The organism is Winogradskyella sp., assembly GCF_013213975.1.
Classification (GTDB): Bacteria; Bacteroidota; Bacteroidia; order Flavobacteriales; family Flavobacteriaceae; genus Winogradskyella.
In genome coordinates, this window is the sequence record NZ_JABSST010000013.1 from 1 (window position 1) to 19,263 (window position 19,263).

Genomic DNA, 19,263 nt, shown 5'->3' on the forward strand with positions numbered 1-19,263 from the left:
GAATGCAATACATCTTGAGAACGCATTTTAAATAACACAGGTTTACCCACTGGTAAATGTAACTCTGTAACAATAACATCATCTTGAGCATTTGGATCATCTTCTGCTACTCCTAGAATGTTAGCTCTATCTATATCAATTAATCTAACATTGGCCTTACCAAGCACATTGTCTTCACCGCCATAACGTGCTTTCCAGTTAAATTGTTGAGCATATAATTCTACAACCATAGGATCATCTTCTGTGCCTATAGTCATAATATCATTCCATGTAAATAACCCATACATAATTAAACCAGCTAATACAATTACAGGAATACCTGTCCAGATAGCCTCAAGTTTATTGTTGTCTGCATAGAAAACAGCTTTTTTACCCTTTTCACCTTTGTATTTAAAAGCAAAATAGTGTAACAAAAATTGAGTTACTATTTGAACAATAAAGATGATAACCATGGAAATACCCATTAGGTTATCAATTTCAGGGCCATGCTCAGATGCTGAGTTAGACATTAAAGGTAAATCACCTAAATAGTAAAAACATAGGATGGTAATAACATAGATAAAGATTAAAAAGCCCATCATTAAATAGCCATTAATCCTATTGTCTTTATCGGTAGCGATTGATGAGTTTTCAGAACCAGCTTGCGCTAAATCAAAAATCTTTACAAGTTGCCATATTGCAACAGCTACAAAGAGTACAATTATAATCGTTAATAAAGGAGTCATTATCGTTTCTGTTCTTTTTTAATAATTAATAATGGAAATGTTCACTTTCCTTCATAAATGGATTTCGTTTTGCGAGCAACGGAGCCTTACCTAATGCAGTGAATACTACCAATAAGAAAAGTCCTCCGAATAATAATACCGCTCCTATTTCTGGTGCGCCAATAAACCATCTATCCACTACGGTTGCAGGCATAATCCAGTTGAAAACATCTAAGTAATGTCCACATAGAATTACTATCCCAGCCATAACTACAAACCAATTTATTCGCTTGTAGTCACTATTCATTAATAATAATAGTGGGAATATAAAATTCATTGCTAACATTCCGAAGAATGGCAATTTGTAATGCTCAATTCTTGTCACAAAATAAGTTACCTCTTCTGGGATATTTGAATACCAAATGAGCATAAATTGTGAGAACCATAAATATGTCCAGAAAATACTAATACCAAACATAAATTTAGCCAAATCATGAATATGACTATCATTTACAAATTCTAATAATCCTTTAGATTTTAAGTAAATTGATATCATTGCAATAACTGTAATTCCACTTACAAACATACTTGCAAATACATACCATCCAAATAATGTACTGAACCAGTGTGGGTCTACACTCATAATCCAATCCCAAGACATCATTGACTCGGTATAAATATAGAATACTAAGAATGCGGCAGAGATTCTAAAGTTTTTCTTAAAGTTTTTATTATCATCGGCTTCATCTTGTGCTAAAGAGAATTTTCTAGAGAAATGACGATATAATGCCCAACCTGAAATAAAGATGATACCTCTAATAATGAACCAAGGTAAATTTAACCACCCCGATTTTCCTTGTATAAGTTTATCATGCGCTACTACATCAGGATCCATCCAAACAAAAATACTGTTATGTCCAAGATAGTGAGATGCTACTGCAATTAATAAAACGATAACGGCACCAGGCAAAACGTAGGCTGTAATACCTTCCATTACTCTGAATAGTACAGGCGACCATCCTGCTTGTGCTGCATACTGAATCGCATAAAACGCTAGAACGCCTAAAGCAATCATAAAGAAAAAGAATGCACCAACATATATTGCTGCCCAAGGTCTGTTATGAATCTGGTGTAAAGCATGCTCTTCGTGCTCCGACATATTACCGTGAACTTCTTCGCCATGATGGTCTTCACCATGCGCTTCTGACCCATGTGCAGCGGCTTCTCCATGAGAGTCGCCATGTGCTCCGGTTGCATGAACATCACCATGACCATGATGTTCAGCGGCTAAAACTTCAGAAATGTTGTCTTCTGTGACACTATTTGCATCCATGAAGCCATACCCAACACCAAGTAGTCCTAGAACCACCATAATGATTGCGCCTATTCTTAATCGATTTGAAATTTTATATTCCATTTATATAATCTTTATCTAAATCTTATTTTTCTAAATCTGCTTTAAGTTTTTCAACATAAGCCACTACTTGCCAACGCTCATTTTCATTTAATTGGTTAGCGTAAGATCCCATTGTATTTTTTCCGTAATAAATAACATGGTATATACTACCTGTTGTGATGGCTCTTCCAACATCATCATAACTTGGTACACCTAAAATCTTTTCACGTTCTACTAAGTAGCCTTTACCGTTTCCTTTGTTGCCATGACAAATGCCACAGTAAACCTCATATAATACTTTAGCTTCAGCATAATCTATTTCTGTTGACTCTAATGGACTCTTAAGGTTGACTTTAGCTTCTTCATAACCATCATTTGTATCTGGTATGTCGTATGGCATAAAATCCCCTCTAGGAATAGTTCCTTCTGCTGGTAACTGTGCCTCAATACCATTTGCAAATGCATCAGATTCTTGATAGGCCTCGTAACCAATTGGTTCATACATGTTAGGCATATACTGGTAGTTTGGTCTTGAGTCCTTTTTACAGGAAACAAGTCCTACTAATATTACAAGTACTACGATATATTTTAAGGATGTCTTCATATTAATGTGCATCTTCGTCTTTATCAACTATATTAATTTCAACGGCTCCCGTTTCTTGCAACAAAGACGTTAATTCAGATTCGTTATCGTGAATTGCAATCTCCATTAAGAAATGATCATCTGTTGTTCTCGGGTCTGGGTTTTCAGCCTTTTTAAATGGCCACATTCTACTTCTTAAGTAAAATGTAATTACCATTAAGTGCGCAGCAAAAAATACCGTAAGCTCAAACATAATTGGTACAAAAGCTGGCATATTTTCTAAGTAGCTAAAACTTGGTTTCCCACCAATGTCTTGAGGCCAGTCTTTAATCATGATAAAATTCATCATTAAAATTGCAACTGTTAAACCAACACATCCATACATAAATGATGTAATTGCGATACGTGTTGGAGCTAAGCCCATTGCTTTATCTAATCCGTGAACCGGAAAAGGTGTATATATCTCCTCAATGTGATGGTTGTCTGCCTTGACCTTTTTAACGGCGGACATTAATACATCATCATCTGTATAAATAGCATGAATTACTTTTGAAGCTTCCATAGACTATATTAGTTATTTAATAAATTTTTCGCTTGCCCTGCCCAATCATCGCGCTCAGCTCTTCCTGGGAATGAACCTGTGATTGAATCTAACAAATCGTATTCTGCCTTTGTCATTTTACTTACTTGTAGGTAAGTATAAATACCGATACTATTAAGTACATCTTCCATTTTTGGACCAACACCACTAATCCTCTTTAAATCGTCTGCAATTTCCGTTTCAGCATCAAAAGAGCCAATAGTTCCTAAAAGATTATTAACCTTCTCAGAATGATCAACAGTATCAGAAGTACTTGTTGCAGGCGCACTTGCAACAACCCCATTAGATGTTCTTGAATCAGCACCTGTACCTACTAAGCTTTCGCCATGTTCTCTTATTCTTTTGTAACGTTCACCAGAAGACTTTAAAATTGTCTTTACCTCAGCTTGTGCAATTACTGGGAATGTTCTGGAGTACAGTAAGAAAAGTACAAAGAAGAAACCTATAGTTCCTATAAATATTCCAATATCTACAAACGTTGGGGAAAACATCGTCCAAGAAGATGGTAAGTAATCTCTGTGTAATGACGTTACAATAATTACGAAACGTTCGAACCACATTCCTATATTTACAACAATCGAAATAAAGAAAGAGAACATGATACTTGTTCTTAGTTTCTTAAACCACATAAACTGCGGAGAGAATACGTTACATGTCATCATTGCCCAATATGCCCACCAGTAAGGACCAGTTGCTCTGTTTAAGAATGCATATTGCTCGTATTCTACACCAGAATACCAAGCGATGAATAACTCTGTGATATAAGCCACACCAACAATAGAACCCGTAATCATAATTACAATATTCATTAACTCGATGTGTTGTACAGTAATATAATCTTCAAGGTTACATACCTTTCTCATAATAATGAGCAGAGTATTCACCATTGCGAATCCTGAGAAAATTGCACCTGCAACGAAATACGGTGGGAATATCGTTGTATGCCAACCTGGAATTACGGATGTTGCGAAGTCAAAAGATACAATAGTATGCACAGAAAGTACAAGTGGTGTTGCTAAACCTGCAAGTACTAAAGATACTTCCTCGAAACGTTGCCAATCTTTAGCTCTACCAGACCAACCAAAACTCAATAATGAATAAATCTTCTTTTGGAAAGGCTTTACAGCTCTGTCTCTTATCATTGCAAAATCCGGTAATAAACCTGTCCACCAGAATACTAATGATACAGATAAATATGTAGAAATTGCAAATACGTCCCAAAGTAATGGTGAATTAAAGTTAACCCATAATGATCCAAACTGATTTGGAATAGGTAATACCCAATACGCTAACCATGGACGACCCATGTGTATGATTGGGAATAAACCTGCCTGTACTACTGAGAAAATGGTCATTGCTTCCGCCGAACGGTTAATTGCCATTCTCCACTTTTGGCGGAATAATAACAATACTGCTGAGATCAGCGTACCAGCGTGACCGATACCAACCCACCAAACGAAGTTAGTAATATCCCAAGCCCAGTTTACAGTCTTGTTAAGACCCCAAACTCCAATACCTGTTGAAATAGTGTAAATAATACAACCTATTCCCCAAAGGAATGCAACCAAAGAAATGCTGAACACAATCCACCAAGCTTTGTTTGCTCTGCCTTCAACCGGTCTTGCTACATCAATAGTAACATCGTGATACGACTTTTCTCCGGTAACTAAAGGTCTTCTAATAGGTGCTTCGTAATGAGACGCCATAATTATATAATTGATTCTTTAATTTTAGTTTTATGCTTCTTTCGTATTTCTTACCTTAGTTTGGTACACCACATTCGGTTTAGTACCTACATGCTCTAATAAGTGATACGCTCTGTTGTCTTCTTTCAATTCTGCAATCTTACTGTCCTTATCATTTACATCACCAAATATCATTGCTCCATTCCCACATGCTGCAGAACATGCTGTTTGGAATTCACCATCTTTAACTGGTCGACCTTCTCTTTTGGCATCTAAAATGGTCTTTTGTGTTTTCTGAATACACATAGAACATTTTTCCATTACACCACGAGATCTTACAGTAACATCTGGATTTAACACCATTTTACCTAAGTCATCGTTCATCGCATAGTTAAAATCAAACTCTTCGTTATTGTTATATAAGAACCAGTTGAAACGACGTACTTTGTATGGACAGTTGTTAGCACAGTATCTTGTACCTACGCAACGGTTGTAAGCCATATGGTTTTGACCTTGACGACCGTGAGCGGTTGCAGCAACTGGACAAACAGTTTCACAAGGAGCATGGTTACAATGCTGACACATTACAGGTTGGAAAGCGACTTGAGGATTATCAGCTGGGCTTTCCATCTCACCAAACTCACTCAATGAACTTCCTAGGCCAGATATATTATCTTTCTTTTCATTATCACCTTCAAAGCCCGTTTCTTCGGAAGAATAGTATCTGTCAATACGCAACCAATGCATATCTCTACTACGTCTCATTTCAGTCTTACCTACTACAGGCACGTTGTTTTCTGCGTGACATGCAATTACACAAGCACCACAACCTGTACAGGCATTTAAGTCAATAGATAAATTGAAATGGTGACCGATTGAACGATCGAACGACTCCCATAAGTCAACATCTGGAGATGTTACAGGAGTTTCTATGTGATTTAAGGATACTTCTGGAACCTTATTCCAAACGTGTTTATCCTTAGTATTAAATATTTCTAATGTTGTTTCCTTAATGATATCTCCACGACCCATTAAGGTATTATGCAACTGAACACAAGCAAACTCATGCTCACCAGAAGCTTTCTCAACAGTTACAGACTGTACGTTATTGAAGCCTTGATAAAGTGGATATGCATTAGCTCCAACTCTCATTTCTTTCATTAAAGCTTCTGAGGTTCTACCATAACCAAAGGCTAAACCAACTGAACCTTTAGCTTGACCTGGCTGTACAATTACTGGCACCTTCTCAAGTGTTACTCCATTAACTGTAACATTTGCATAACTACCATTAAGACCACCATTGGCGACATTCCAGTTTTCTAAACCTAAAGCATCAGCATCAGTTTTAGACACTGTTAAATAGTTATCCCAAGTTGTTCTAGTTATAGGGTCTGGAAACTCCTGCAACCATGGATTATTGGCTTGTTGACCATCACCCATGCCTGTTTTGGTGTAAAGTGAAAGTTCCATACCAGAGGCGTTCGCAGAACGCGCAAGTGCTCTTGCTGCATTTCTACGAGGTGCAACTGATGTATCTTCATCTGAAGCATCAGTCATATTATCTTCAACTTCTACACTAGATGTCGACGCACCTACAAAAACACCGGCTTGAACCGCTTTATTAAAGGATGCACCATCCAATATATCTGCCGTCCATGTCGATTTCAAGTAATTTCGGTATGATGCAGAATTTCCATTCCATACTAAAAGTGCCTCCTGAAATTGCTTCGTATCAAACAACGGACGAATAGTCGGCTGCATTAATGAATAATGTCCAGACTTTAATTCGAAATCACCCCAAGACTCAAGGTTATGAGATGCTGCAGCAATATAATCGCAATTTGAGGACGTTTCATCAACTTTTAAAGCGAATGCAATGGATAAGTCCACCTTATCTAATCCTTCTTTAAAGTCAGCTGCATTAGGAAGTGTATACATTGGATTAACACCATTCATAATCACTGCACCAACTTTGCCAGCTTTCATATCAGCTACAAGTTGCATTACAGCTTTGTCGCTTCCTTGTCTAGTTTTTATTGTTGTAGAAGCATCAAATGCTTTACTATTTAAATGATCATTGATTTCTAATGCAACAGTTTGTGCATTAACATCTTGAATTCCTGTTACCACAACAGCATTACTTCCAGCTGTTTTTATTTCATTTGCCGCAGACTGAACAGCTGCAGCAATATTTTCTGGTAAATCTACACTAACTGAACCTCCAACTACTAAACTGTATAATTTTGCTAAAGCTAATTTTTGTTGGTTAGGTGTTAATGGCACACGCTTATCTGCATTTGCGCCAGATAAAGTCATATTAGATTCAAATTGAATATGACGTGACATCTTTCCATTCTCTGGAATTCGTTTAGTAGCGTACCCAGATTCAAAACCTCCGCCTTGCCAGTCCCCTAAGAAATCTGCTCCTACAGAAACAATTGTTCTGGCCTTTGAGAAATCATAATTAGCCATTCCTCTTTTGCCGTATTTTGCTTCGTAAGCATCTAATGTTGCAGAGTCTGAAATAGCATCGTAAGCTACATGCTTCACATTACCATATTTTTCTGAGAATTCAGCAATTAACTTGTGCGTTGAAGGACTTGGCATCGTTGCCGTTAAGAAGACAATCTGCTTATCGTCACTTAATCCATTTAATGCCGCTGTAGTCTCAGACATTAAGTCATCCCAAGAAATTCTTACCTCGCCTTTTTGAGGAGTCTTAACTCTGCGGCTATCATAAAGCTCTAATACAGAAGCCTGAACTCTTGCATTAGCCATTCCATTGGTTGCCGCATCAGTATTGTTTTCAATCTTGATAGGTCGACCTTCTCTGGTCTTAACTAACACGCTTGCAAAATCAAATCCGTTTGCAATAGTTGTAGCATAGTAATTTGCTACACCAGGAATAATCTCAGTAGGTTGTACTACATAAGGAATTGATTTAATCACAGGACCTTCACAAGCTGCTAAAGACGCTGCTGCCGTACTGAAACCTACGTATTTTAAGAAATCACGACGCGTAGTAGACGAAGACCCTAACGATTCTTTATCCCCTAAAAACTCATCCGTTGGAATTTCTTCCACAAACTCATTTTGTTGTAGCGTCTCAACAATAGAGCTATTCTCGTTAAGCTCTTCAACACTTTTCCAGTATTTCTTGTTTGATGACATATAATTATGAATTACTTCTTATTAAATTTAATAATGGCACTTACCACATTCTAATCCACCCATTTGTGCCGCAGTTAACTGATCAACACCATACTTCTTTGACAATTCTTCATGAATTTTAGTATAGTAACCGTTGTCTTTAACTTTTACATTGGTTTCTCTATGACAGTTGATACACCAACCCATTGTTAATGGAGAATGCTGATACATAATTTCCATTTCTTCAACTGGACCGTGACAAGTCTGACACTCAATACCAGCCACAGAGACGTGCTGTGAGTGATTGAAGTATGCAAAATCTGGAAGGTTATGAATACGGATCCATTTTACCGGTTTAGATTCTCCAGTATACCCTGTGCCATTCCATCCGACAGCATCATATAATTTCTGAATTTCCGCATCATAATCCACACCGTATTCTGATTTACCTTCTGCTAATGTCTCTGGTGCAACATTCGCAATGGCTTTATGACAATTCATACAGATGTTTAACGACGGGATTCCTGAGTGCTTACTCACTCTTGCTGAAGAATGACAATATTTGCAGTCGATACCATTATCACCAGCGTGAATTCTATGAGAATAATGAATCGGCTGAACCGGCTCATATCCTTGGTCAACACCTACTTGCATTAAGTACCCGTAAACAAAATATCCACTCGCTAACAAAAAGAAGATTGCCGTTACTAATAACAAAAATTGATTTTGGGCAAAGGCCTTCCAAAGCGGTGTACGCTTCTCTTTAACAACTTCTAATCCTTTAGCTTCTGCAAAACGATTTAGAGTACGTTTTACTAAGATTAAAGCCAATGCCAACAACCCAAATAATAATGCTAGAGCACCAAGAATTAAATTATTAGACACCCCAGCTTCTCCGCCACCTCCGTCAATATTTACTTGTTCAAGAACTACAGGTTCAGGTTTTGGCTGAGCAGTGTAAGCTAAAATATCTGAGATATCCTGATCACTTAGCTGCGGAAACGCTGTCATAGCAGTTTTGTTCCACTTATTGTAAACTTTATTAGCATAGGCATCACCTGATTTAATTAACCCTGAACTATTTCTAATCCATGAATTAAGCCAAGTCCTATCCAAACCTTCTTCTTCTGCCAATCTCGCTTCTACATTTCTAAGCATTGGACCCGTCATATCTCTATCTAATTTGTGACATGCCGCACAATTGGCATTAAATAAAGCCTTTCCGTTTGCTGGATCACCTTCTTGAGCTATAACTGAGGTTGAAAACGTGAGTAATAAAATAAAACCTAAATGAAGTATCGTTGAGGTTAAATTACGGTAGATTACCTGTTTCATATTATTAGTTGAATTATCTTCTAAATTTTGGTACGATTTTTTCATTTAAAACATGAAAAAACATGTTACTAAAAACTCATGCAAAAGTAAGATATAAAGTCGATTTTAGGAATGTTACAGAAGTGTTAATATATAATTTATACCAATTCTAAATAACATATTTTAAGCATTTACATTTATTAGTATAACTTTGCATTTAAAATCAAAATTATGACGCTCAAAATCAAACAATTCAGCATTACTTTTCTAACACTTATGTTTAGTTTAACATTAGCAGCCCAAGCAGGAAAGGTTAAGATTGAGCAGGATAGTGATATCGATAAATTACTAGAGTATAAAAAAGACATAAAAACAACGAAAGTATTTAAAATACAGGTGTTTCAAAGTATTGATCCTGATAAAGCTCAGCGCGAAAAATCTAATTTTTTGAATGCTTATGATAAGTGGCCAGTAGATATTGTTTGGAACACACCTAATTATAAAGTTTGGGTTGGGAATTTTGCGACCCGTTTAGAAGCGGACAGAGCGTTGTTAAAAATCAAAAAGCATTACATGAATGCTATTATTTTCCAGCCAAAATCTGATAAAAAATAGCCTACAAAATTAGATTATGATGTAAAAAAAGCCGACAATAATTGTCGGCTTTTTATGTCTTAAAAAGACCATTTATTTCAGTTTCTTTTTAACCTCTACTTCTTGGAACGCTTCGATGATATCACCTTCCTTGATGTCATTATAGCCTTTAACTTGCATACCACAATCGTAGCCTTTAGAAACCTCTTTAACATCGTCTTTAAATCGTTTCAAAGACAATAATTCTCCAGTATGCACAACTACACCATCCCTGATTAACCTTACACCAGAATTCCTGAATATTTTTCCATTGGTAACCATACAACCAGCAATAGTTCCAATCTTAGAAATTTTAAAGGTTTCTCTAATTTCTGCGGTACCAGTGACCTCCTCCTTAAGCTCAGGCGATAACATACCTTCCATTGCATCTTTAAGATCATTGATGGCATCATAGATAATTGAGTATGTTCTGATATCTATTTCTTCTTTATCTGCAATATTTCGAGCATTACCTACTGGCCTTACATTAAACCCAATAATAATAGCATCAGATGCTGTTGCTAACAACACATCACTCTCTGTGATGGCTCCAACTCCTTTGTGAATAATTTTCACCTCTATTTCTTCCGTAGATAACTTTTGGAACGAATCTGTTAATGCTTCAACAGAACCGTCTACATCACCTTTAAGGATTATATTTAATTCTTTAAAATTACCTAGTGCGATACGTCTACCAATTTCATCAAGTGTGGTATGCTTAGTTGTTCTAACCGACTGCTCGCGTTGTAATTGTGTGCGTTTCGCTGCAATTTGCTTAGCTTCGCGCTCGTCTTCAAAGACATTGAATTTATCACCTGCTTGCGGTGCCCCGTCAAGCCCTAGGATTGATACCGGAGTTGCTGGTCCCGCTTCTTTAACGTCATTACCACGCTCATCCTGCATGGCTTTTACTTTTCCGCTGTTCTTACCCGCTAGAACGTAATCACCAACACGTAACGTACCCGCTTGTACTAAAATCGTCGAAACATAACCGCGTCCTTTATCTAAATAAGCTTCAACAACCGTTCCGGTAGCAGGCTTACTAGGATTTGCCTTTAATTCAAGTAATTCAGCTTCTAAAAGCACTTTTTCTAATAGTTCGTTGACACCAGTTCCAAACTTGGCAGAAATATCATGAGATTGGATTTTACCACCCCAATCTTCTACCAGCAAATTCATATTTGCTAAACCTTCTTTAACCTTATCAGGATTAGCATCTGGCTTATCAATTTTATTAATTGCAAATACAATAGGAACACCAGCTGCCTGAGCATGAGAAATTGCTTCTTTAGTTTGTGGCATGATGGCGTCATCTGCTGCAACAACAATAATGGCAATATCAGTAACCTGAGCTCCACGTGCACGCATCGCCGTAAAGGCCTCGTGCCCAGGGGTATCTAAAAATGCTATCTTTTGCCCACTATCAAGTTGTACTCCATAAGCACCTATGTGCTGTGTAATTCCGCCAGATTCTCCTGCGATTACATTTTCTTCACGGATGTAATCTAATAAAGAAGTTTTACCATGATCAACGTGGCCCATTACGGTAACAATAGGTGCTCTTGGTTTTAAATCTTCTGGTCTATCTTCAACTTCTTCTATCGCTTCTTCGATATCAGCCGTTACAAATTCTACATCAAAACCAAACTCTTCAGCAACTATGGTTAAAGTTTCTGCATCAAGTCTTTGATTCATTGTTACCATCATTCCAAGAGACATACATGCAGAAATGACCTGTGTAACACCAACATCCATCATAGTTGCCACTTCACTTACAGTAACAAACTCAGTTACTTTAAGCGTTTTACTTTCTGCTGCTGCAAGTTCCTGATCCATCTCCGTCTGCTGACGATGCTGATCTCTTTTCTCTCTGCGATACTTGGCACCTTTGCCTTTATTTGTTTTACCCTGAAGTTTTTCAAGGGTTTCTCTTACTTGTTTTTGTACTTCCTCTTCACTTGGCTCCTCCTTAACCACCTTCGGTCTTGCATTACCTCTTCCTTTTCCTCCTCGTCTATTATCGAAGTTAGGTCGCCCTCCTCCTGAATTATTTCCACCTTTACTAATACGACGTCTTTTACGCTTATTAACATCATTAGACGCATCCGGTTTTTTCTCCTCTTTCTTCTTTTTAGGTTTATTGAACTGAGAAAGATCTATTTTTTTACCTGTCGTTATCGGTCCAGATAATTTTTTATACTGTGTTTTAATAGTTTCCTCAGCAGGCTCTGTAGGTTGGGCCTCTACTTTAGCAGTTTCTTTCTTAAGTTTCTCCTCCTTACTTGGTTTAGCAGGTTCTTCCTCCTTTGCAATAGGCTTTTTTTCTTCCTTAACTGGAGCTTCTTCTTTTGGTTTTTCCTCAGGTTTAGCTTTTGGCTTTTTATCCAATTCAATTTTACCAATTTGTTTTGGACCACTTAATTCTACCTTAGCCTTAACAACTGTTTCTTTCTTCGACTCCTGCTTTTCTTTTTCTTCAATTTCGCGCTCACGTTGTTCACGAAGCTCTTCTTTCTCTTTTAGCTTTGCTTCACTTACTTCTTGAGCTTTTTCACGCTTCGTTGCATCGGTCTGAAATTCGTCAGAAAGCGTATCATAAACCTCTTGCGAAATTTTTGTATTAGGACTCTTCTCAATCTCAATACCCTTGGATTCTAAAAAATCCACAGCACGATCTAATGAGATATTCAGTTCTCTTAATACTTTATTAATTCTAATTTGAGCCATAAATTGCCGTAATATACTTAAATCTGTTTTATCAACTTAACTTCTACCTACTTTTAAAGTTAAATTGTTTAGTCTTCAAACTCTTCCCTAAGAATTCGAATAACTTCTTCTATTGTTTCTTCTTCTAGATCTGTACGTTTCACTAAATCTGTAACGTCTTGTTCTAAAATACTTTTTGCTGTATCTAACCCAGCTTTACTAAATTCTTTAATGATCCATTCTTCGATTTCATCAGAGAATTCTTTTAATTCAACATCTTCCTCTGCCCCTTCTCTAAAGACATCGATCTCATAACCAGTTAATTGGCCTGCCAAACGTATGTTGTGACCTCCCCTACCAATAGCTTTAGAAACTTCTTCTGGCTTTAATAACACTTCTGCGCGCATGTTTTCTTCATCTAATTTTAATGAAGTTACACGCGCAGGACTTAATGCTCTAGTTACAAAAAGCTGCAAGTTATTGGTGTAGTTTATAACATCGATATTTTCATTTCCTAATTCACGAACAATACCATGAATACGAGATCCTTTCATACCAACACAAGCACCAACCGGATCAATTCTATCATCATAAGAATCCACAGCAACCTTAGCCTTTTCACCAGGAATACGCACTACCTTTTTTACAGTAATCAATCCATCAAATACTTCTGGAATCTCTTGCTCAAACAACTTCTCTAAGAACAATGGTGATGTCCTAGACATAATGATCGCTGGTTTGCTTCCCTTTAATTCAACACTTTCAATTATTCCACGAACATTTTCACCTTTTCTAAAGAAATCTGAAGGAATTTGTCTATCCTTTGGAAGAATAATTTCATTACCATCATCATCCAAAAGAATAATAGCTCTGTGACGAATATGGTGGACCTCAGCAGTATAAATTTCGCCTTCTAATTCTTTAAATTGCTTATAGATGTTAGTATTATCATGCTCATGAATCTTAGATATTAAATTTTGCCTTAATGCCAAAATAGAACGTCTACCGAGATCCACTAACTTTACTTCTTCTGCAACATCTTCACCAACTTCAAAATCTGGTTCGATTTTCTGCGCTTCAGATAATGCTATTTCTTGATTTGGATCTTCTACCTCTCCATCTGCAACAACAATACGGTTTCTCCAAATTTCCAAATCCCCTTTATCTGGATTGATAATAATATCAAAGTTATCATCGTCACCATATTTTTTCTTCAATGCATTACGCAATACATCTTCAAGAATCGCCATCAGCGTAACTCTATCGATTAACTTATCGTCCTTAAATTCTGAAAATGATTCAATTAATGCTACATTTTCCATAATTGATATGAATTAAAATTTTATCTTAACTTTTGCTTCTTTAATACTCTCAAAGGCTATGTTAGCCTCTTTGGTCACAGTCACTTTCCCTTTCCCAACTGGCTTGGATTCTCGTGTTTTCCACTTTAAAAGAACACCGTCATCGTTTGCATTGATAAGTTGCCCTTCGATTATTCTTCCTTCTACCGTTTTTATTTCCAAATGCCTACCAACGTGTTTATTATACTGTCTTGGCATAATGAGAGGTGATGTAGCACCAGAGGATAACACTTGTAAAGCAAAATCATGCTCATCTCTATCTAAGTTATGCTCTATGGCTCGGCTTACAAACATACAATCTTCTACCAAAACCCCTTTATCTCCGTCTATTACAATTTTAATAGCATTATCAGTAGACATACTAAAATCTATTAAAAATAGATCAGATCGCTCTTCCAATGCTTTTTGCAATAAATCCTCAACTGTCTTTTTAAACATATGTGATATAAAAAGAGAGGACTTTTCGTCCTCTCGCGTATTCATTTTTGTAAATAACGTTGCAAATATACAACATTTAATGTATTTGTCAAAGGCTAATAAAATGCAATTATTTTCCTAAATTTATAAGACTAATAAATCAATGATCTATGAATAAAATTCTCGTACCGACTGATTTTTCAGAGCAAGCTGAAAATGCCCTTAAAATTGCTGCAATGTTAGCACGAAAATACGATGCCGAAATATATCTGTTACATATGATGGAAATACCTATGCAGCATATCGATCCAGGTGCAGTTCAAAGCGATATTCCCGAAGCCTTATTCTTTATGAAACTGGCACACAAAAAATTCGAAGATTTAATTGCTAGTGATTATTTAGAAGGAGTTACTGTGCATGAAACTGTAAAGGCAGATATTACTTTTAATGAAATTAAAGATACGTGTAAAGAATTTGAAATCGACCTGATAGTTATGGGGTCTCATGGTGCATCAGGAATTAAAGAAATGTTCATTGGCTCTAATGCTGAGAAAGTTGTAAGATCTTCCGATGTCCCTGTTATGGTCATTAAGAATCATCATTCGAGTTTTATTATTCGTGATTTTGTTTTTGCATCTGACTTTAAAAATGATAATAGAGAAACTTATAAACAAGCTATTAAATTTGCAGAGCTTTTTAACGCTAAAATTCATTTATTGTTAGTTAATACAGCCAACAACTTTATTACCACATATGACGCTCGCAGAAGAATTAGCGATTTTATTTCTGGTCAATCCTTTGAAAAGTATACTATTAACGTTCATAATGACACGAGTGTTGAACAGGGTATTTTGAATTTCTCAAAAGAAATTGATGCTGATCTTATTGGAATAAGTACCCATGGTAGACAAGGCATTGCACACTTCTTCAATAGCAGTATTAGTGAAGATTTAGTGAACCATGCCAACAGGCCAGTCATTACGTTTAAGATTTGAGCCAAACGAAATGAAATAAAAAATCCTAATCGAATCGATTAGGATTTTTTGTTGGCCTACTAGGGCTCGAACCTAGACTCTTCTGGACCAAAACCAGACGTGTTGCCAGTTACACCATAGGCCAATATCATAAATGAGGGTGCAAATTTAAAACAAAGTTTGTCTTGGACAAAAAAAATAAAGAAAAATAATCTAAATTACTTAACGTTAACTTAAAAATGTAGGCTTTACTATAATAATTAGTAAATTCGCCAGCATTAATAAGCAAGGTTTACATGACATATTTTAACTTTAAAAAATGGAACACGATTTTAGCGTGGTTTGCATTTGCAGTAGCATTTATAACATACGCTTTAACCATTGAACCTACCGTTAGTTTTTGGGATGCAGGCGAGTATATTTTAACCTCATCTAAATTACAAGTTGGTCACCCACCAGGAGCACCCTTATTTCAAATGTTAGGTGCTTTTTTCTCCATGTTTGCCTTAGAACCTGAGCAAATTGGTATGATTATGAACCTCATGAGTGCAACAGCGAGTGCATTTACCATCTTGTTCATGTTTTGGACCATTAGTATGCTTTTAGTGAAGTTGGTTAAATACGACAAAAACTCCAATGCTAATAAAGGTATAGCTGTATTAGGCAGTGCCTTGGCAGGTGCATTATCGTTTACATTTACAGACTCTTTTTGGTTTAATGCAGTAGAGACTGAGGTTTATGCTATGGCTACACTAATCATGTCCGTAATGTTTTATCTTGCCTTACGCTGGGAACAGGACATGCTTAAGCCAAGAGGTAATCGCTGGCTAATTTTAATTGCCTTTATCATTGGGTTATCTTTTGGTGTACATTTTATGGGATTACTTACCATTCCTGCCATTGGTCTTATCTACTATTTTAAAAATTACAAGACCATTACCATAAAGAATTTTATCATTGCTAATATTGCTTCGGCTGCCATCTTATTATTTATCTTTAAGTTACTATTACCCTCAACACTTAAACTTTTTGGAAATCTTGAAGTGTTCTTTGTAAATTCTATTGGCTTGCCTTTTAATTCAGGAACCATTATTACGGGTTTAATGGTCATTGGTTTGTTTTACTTTGGGCTTAACTATACTAGAAAAAAAGGACTCATTCATATCAATACATTGGTATTGTGCTTAATGTTTATTTTTATGGGTTTCTCTTCTTGGATGATGCTACCTATTAGAGCCAATGCTAATGTTATTATTAATGAAAACAATCCTTCGGATGCACGAGAGCTTTTAGCTTATTATAACTTAGAACAGTATCCAGAAACACATTTGTTTTACGGCCCACAGTTTACAGAAATCTACTCTGGTGCTGATGAAGATAAACCATTTGTTGATGATAAAAAGAATTATGAGCGCGATGATGAGTTAGGAGAATATGTAATCATAAATCAATGGGAAGGCAGTAAGCAAAATTATAATCACGATCATGCCTCAATTCTGCCAAGAATGTGGAGTAGCGAACATGCTGAAAATTACATGATGTTTACTGGACTTATTAATTTCAAAGTAAATGCTAATGTACAAACGCGTGCCTACAACGAAGCTTACAATGCTTTCATGCAAGATGCCTTAAAACAAGGTTTAAGCGAAACTGAAGCTGACGAGTTTGTGTCCGAACAAGCTGGACAATATGCAATCCAAGAGAAGCGACGTATTGATCAGGTGGTTAATAAATTTAGAAATGATATTAGAAATGGTGAGGTAGACTATGAAGGTTACGACCGTTTTTTAAGAAATTATGGACAACAGTATTTAGAAATAGAAAAACCGTCATTTACAGACAACTTAGCTTATATGTTTCAATATCAGTTTGGTTACATGTACTGGCGTTATTTTATGTGGAATTTTACTGGAAGGCAAAACGATATTCAAGGAAAATATGATGATTTTAATGGGAACTGGATCTCAGGAATTAAATTTATTGATGAACTTCACTTGGGAGTATCTCAAGACAACCTACCAACAGAGGTTTTAGAAAATAAAGCCAGAAACACCTACTACTTTTTACCGCTGATTCTAGGATTAATTGGCTTTTTCTTTTTAATGTATACTGATGCAAAACGGTTTTGGGTACTACTGGTATTCTTCCTTTTAACAGGGTTGGCAATTCAATTTTACACGAATATTAGACCTTTTGAACCTCGTGAACGTGATTATTCTGTAGTTGGCTCCTTCTATGTCTTTGCTATTTGGATTGGATTTGGTGTTTATGCCATTTATGATTTATTGAAGACTCGTGTTAAGTCACAATTATTAGCACCAGTAATTACATTAGTGTGCATCATTATCATTCCAGGAATTTTAGCCGCTAACAATTGGGATGATCATGATAGGTCAGGAAAATATACAGCTAATGCTATGGCTCGTAAATATTTAGAATCTTGCGCTCCTAATTCTATACTATTTACCATAGGTGATAATGACTCATTCCCCCTTTGGTATTTACAAGAAATAGAAGGGGTCCGCACCGATGTTCGTGTCGTTAATACGAGTTTGTTCCAGACTGATTGGTATATTGATCAGATGAAGCGTAAGGCGTATGAAAGTGATCCTATTCCTTCTCAATTAACCCACAAACAATATCGAGGTGGTAATAGAGATGTTATTATAAGAAGAGAAATTACCAAAGACACCTTATCCATAAAAGACTTTATGGACTTTGTCTCTAGTGAAAAACCAACAACTAAATTTAAATACGTGCTAGAGCGTCAGGGCGAAGATCCGAGGCAATATCCAAATCATTTATTAAGTACAAATTATTTCCCAACACGTCACATTAGTATTCCTGTTAACAAAGAAACTGTACTTAAAAATGGCATTGTAAAATCTAAAGATGCGGATAAGATTGAAGATAACTTATATGCAGAAATTGAAGGCAGTTACATTTATAAAAACAGATTGTTAATGCTCGATATCATTGCCAACAACAATTGGGAACGTCCAATCTATTTTACTGGTGGTGCTTTTGGTGCTGATGATTATGTTTGGCTAAAAGATTATTTACAATTAGATGGTATGTGTTACAAACTGGTACCTATTAAAACTCCAGTAGATAGAGCAAATCCTTATGATATGGGACGTGTTGACCCGGACCTTATGTACGACATGGTTAAAACATGGGACTGGGGCGGAAGCGGTGAAGACATCTACCATGATATTGAAACCAGACGTAATGGTATTACCTTTAGAGGAAATTTAGCCCGTTTGATTGAGTCATTGATTAATGAAGATAAATTGAAAGAAGCTGAAGAGATTGCAGATATAGCAATGGAAAAAATGCCAGTTGATAAGTTTGGTTTCCATTCCTTATTAGAACCTTACATCAGTGCATATTACGAAGTAGGTAATAAAGAAAAAGGTAGAGCATTGTTTAAAGAGGTTTCAAAAATATACCAAGAAAACATACTTTATTATGGTGGTTTAGACAAAGATGATCAAATTCGATTAATAGAAGATATTTATTTAGACATACAACGTTATAGAGCATTAGTAGATATCTTATTTGTGTATCAGGATAAAGAATTTGCTATGGAAGAAATGAAAAAATACAACAACTTCCTTAGCCTATTAGATGAATTTTTAGGTCCTGATGAAGAGGACGTTGAACCACTTAATGACATTGATATTAATACTATTCTCAAAGATAGTATTCAAGATACTATAGCACCTGAAGAGTAAAA

Annotated in this window: 13 protein-coding genes and 1 tRNA gene; 3 read left to right on the forward strand and 11 right to left on the reverse strand. The window is 36.2% G+C overall.

Going from position 1 to position 19,263, the window contains the following annotated elements; genetic code table 11:
- The 7 genes from HRU49_RS02890 to HRU49_RS02920 all read right to left on the reverse strand — a co-directional run.
- Nucleotides 1-725 (reverse strand): cytochrome c oxidase subunit II transmembrane domain-containing protein (locus tag HRU49_RS02890; protein WP_296353973.1); only part of this gene is annotated, 725 nt, incomplete at its 3' end.
- A 25-nt stretch (nucleotides 726-750) separates the two neighbouring features.
- Complete coding sequence (locus HRU49_RS02895) at nucleotides 751-2,121, reverse strand: quinol:cytochrome C oxidoreductase (protein WP_296353975.1); 1,371 nt, start codon at nucleotides 2,119-2,121, stop codon at nucleotides 751-753.
- 22 nt (nucleotides 2,122-2,143) lie between these two features.
- Entirely contained in the window at nucleotides 2,144-2,704 is a 561-nt protein-coding gene (locus tag HRU49_RS02900) for a cytochrome c (protein WP_296353977.1), read from the reverse strand.
- Nucleotide 2,705: 1 nt separating this feature from the next.
- Nucleotides 2,706-3,245 carry a DUF3341 domain-containing protein gene (locus tag HRU49_RS02905; protein ID WP_296353979.1) on the reverse strand — a complete coding sequence of 180 codons (540 nt, stop codon included), beginning with the start codon at nucleotides 3,243-3,245 and terminating at the stop codon, nucleotides 2,706-2,708.
- 8 nt (nucleotides 3,246-3,253) lie between these two features.
- Entirely contained in the window at nucleotides 3,254-4,990 is a 1,737-nt protein-coding gene (gene nrfD / locus HRU49_RS02910) for an NrfD/PsrC family molybdoenzyme membrane anchor subunit (RefSeq protein ID WP_296353981.1), read from the reverse strand.
- Nucleotides 4,991-5,020: 30 nt separating this feature from the next.
- Nucleotides 5,021-8,140 carry a TAT-variant-translocated molybdopterin oxidoreductase gene (locus HRU49_RS02915; RefSeq protein WP_296353983.1) on the reverse strand — a complete coding sequence of 1,040 codons (3,120 nt, stop codon included), beginning with the start codon at nucleotides 8,138-8,140 and terminating at the stop codon, nucleotides 5,021-5,023.
- A 27-nt stretch (nucleotides 8,141-8,167) separates the two neighbouring features.
- Nucleotides 8,168-9,454, reverse strand: coding sequence for a c-type cytochrome (locus HRU49_RS02920; protein WP_296353984.1), 1,287 nt, complete (start codon nucleotides 9,452-9,454; stop codon nucleotides 8,168-8,170).
- A 210-nt stretch (nucleotides 9,455-9,664) separates the two neighbouring features.
- On the opposite strand from HRU49_RS02920, the gene HRU49_RS02925 reads away from it, so the two are divergent.
- Nucleotides 9,665-10,048 carry an SPOR domain-containing protein gene (locus HRU49_RS02925; protein WP_296353986.1) on the forward strand — a complete coding sequence of 128 codons (384 nt, stop codon included), beginning with the start codon at nucleotides 9,665-9,667 and terminating at the stop codon, nucleotides 10,046-10,048.
- 72 nt (nucleotides 10,049-10,120) lie between these two features.
- Here the strand turns inward: HRU49_RS02925 and infB are convergent, their stop codons facing one another.
- From infB to rimP, 3 genes are all read right to left on the reverse strand, one after another.
- Nucleotides 10,121-12,793: a translation initiation factor IF-2 gene (gene infB, locus HRU49_RS02930; RefSeq protein WP_296353988.1), complete on the reverse strand. Its 2,673-nt coding sequence runs from the start codon at nucleotides 12,791-12,793 to the stop codon at nucleotides 10,121-10,123.
- A 68-nt stretch (nucleotides 12,794-12,861) separates the two neighbouring features.
- Nucleotides 12,862-14,094, reverse strand: a complete 1,233-nt coding sequence (gene nusA, locus HRU49_RS02935; RefSeq protein WP_296353990.1) for a transcription termination factor NusA — start codon at nucleotides 14,092-14,094, stop codon at nucleotides 12,862-12,864.
- Between the two features lie 12 nt (nucleotides 14,095-14,106).
- Entirely contained in the window at nucleotides 14,107-14,571 is a 465-nt protein-coding gene (gene rimP / locus HRU49_RS02940) for a ribosome assembly cofactor RimP (RefSeq protein WP_296354038.1), read from the reverse strand.
- Between the two features lie 149 nt (nucleotides 14,572-14,720).
- On the opposite strand from rimP, the gene HRU49_RS02945 reads away from it, so the two are divergent.
- On the forward strand, nucleotides 14,721-15,545 hold the full coding sequence (locus tag HRU49_RS02945) for a universal stress protein (RefSeq protein ID WP_296353992.1): 825 nt from the start codon (nucleotides 14,721-14,723) through the stop codon (nucleotides 15,543-15,545).
- A 51-nt stretch (nucleotides 15,546-15,596) separates the two neighbouring features.
- Here the strand turns inward: HRU49_RS02945 and HRU49_RS02950 are convergent.
- Nucleotides 15,597-15,669: transfer RNA gene (locus HRU49_RS02950), tRNA-Gln, on the reverse strand.
- A gap of 151 nt (nucleotides 15,670-15,820) precedes the next feature.
- Here HRU49_RS02950 and HRU49_RS02955 point away from each other — a divergent pair.
- Complete coding sequence (locus tag HRU49_RS02955; RefSeq protein ID WP_296353993.1) at nucleotides 15,821-19,261, forward strand: DUF2723 domain-containing protein; 3,441 nt, start codon at nucleotides 15,821-15,823, stop codon at nucleotides 19,259-19,261.
- The last annotated feature ends 2 nt before the right edge of the window (nucleotides 19,262-19,263 follow it).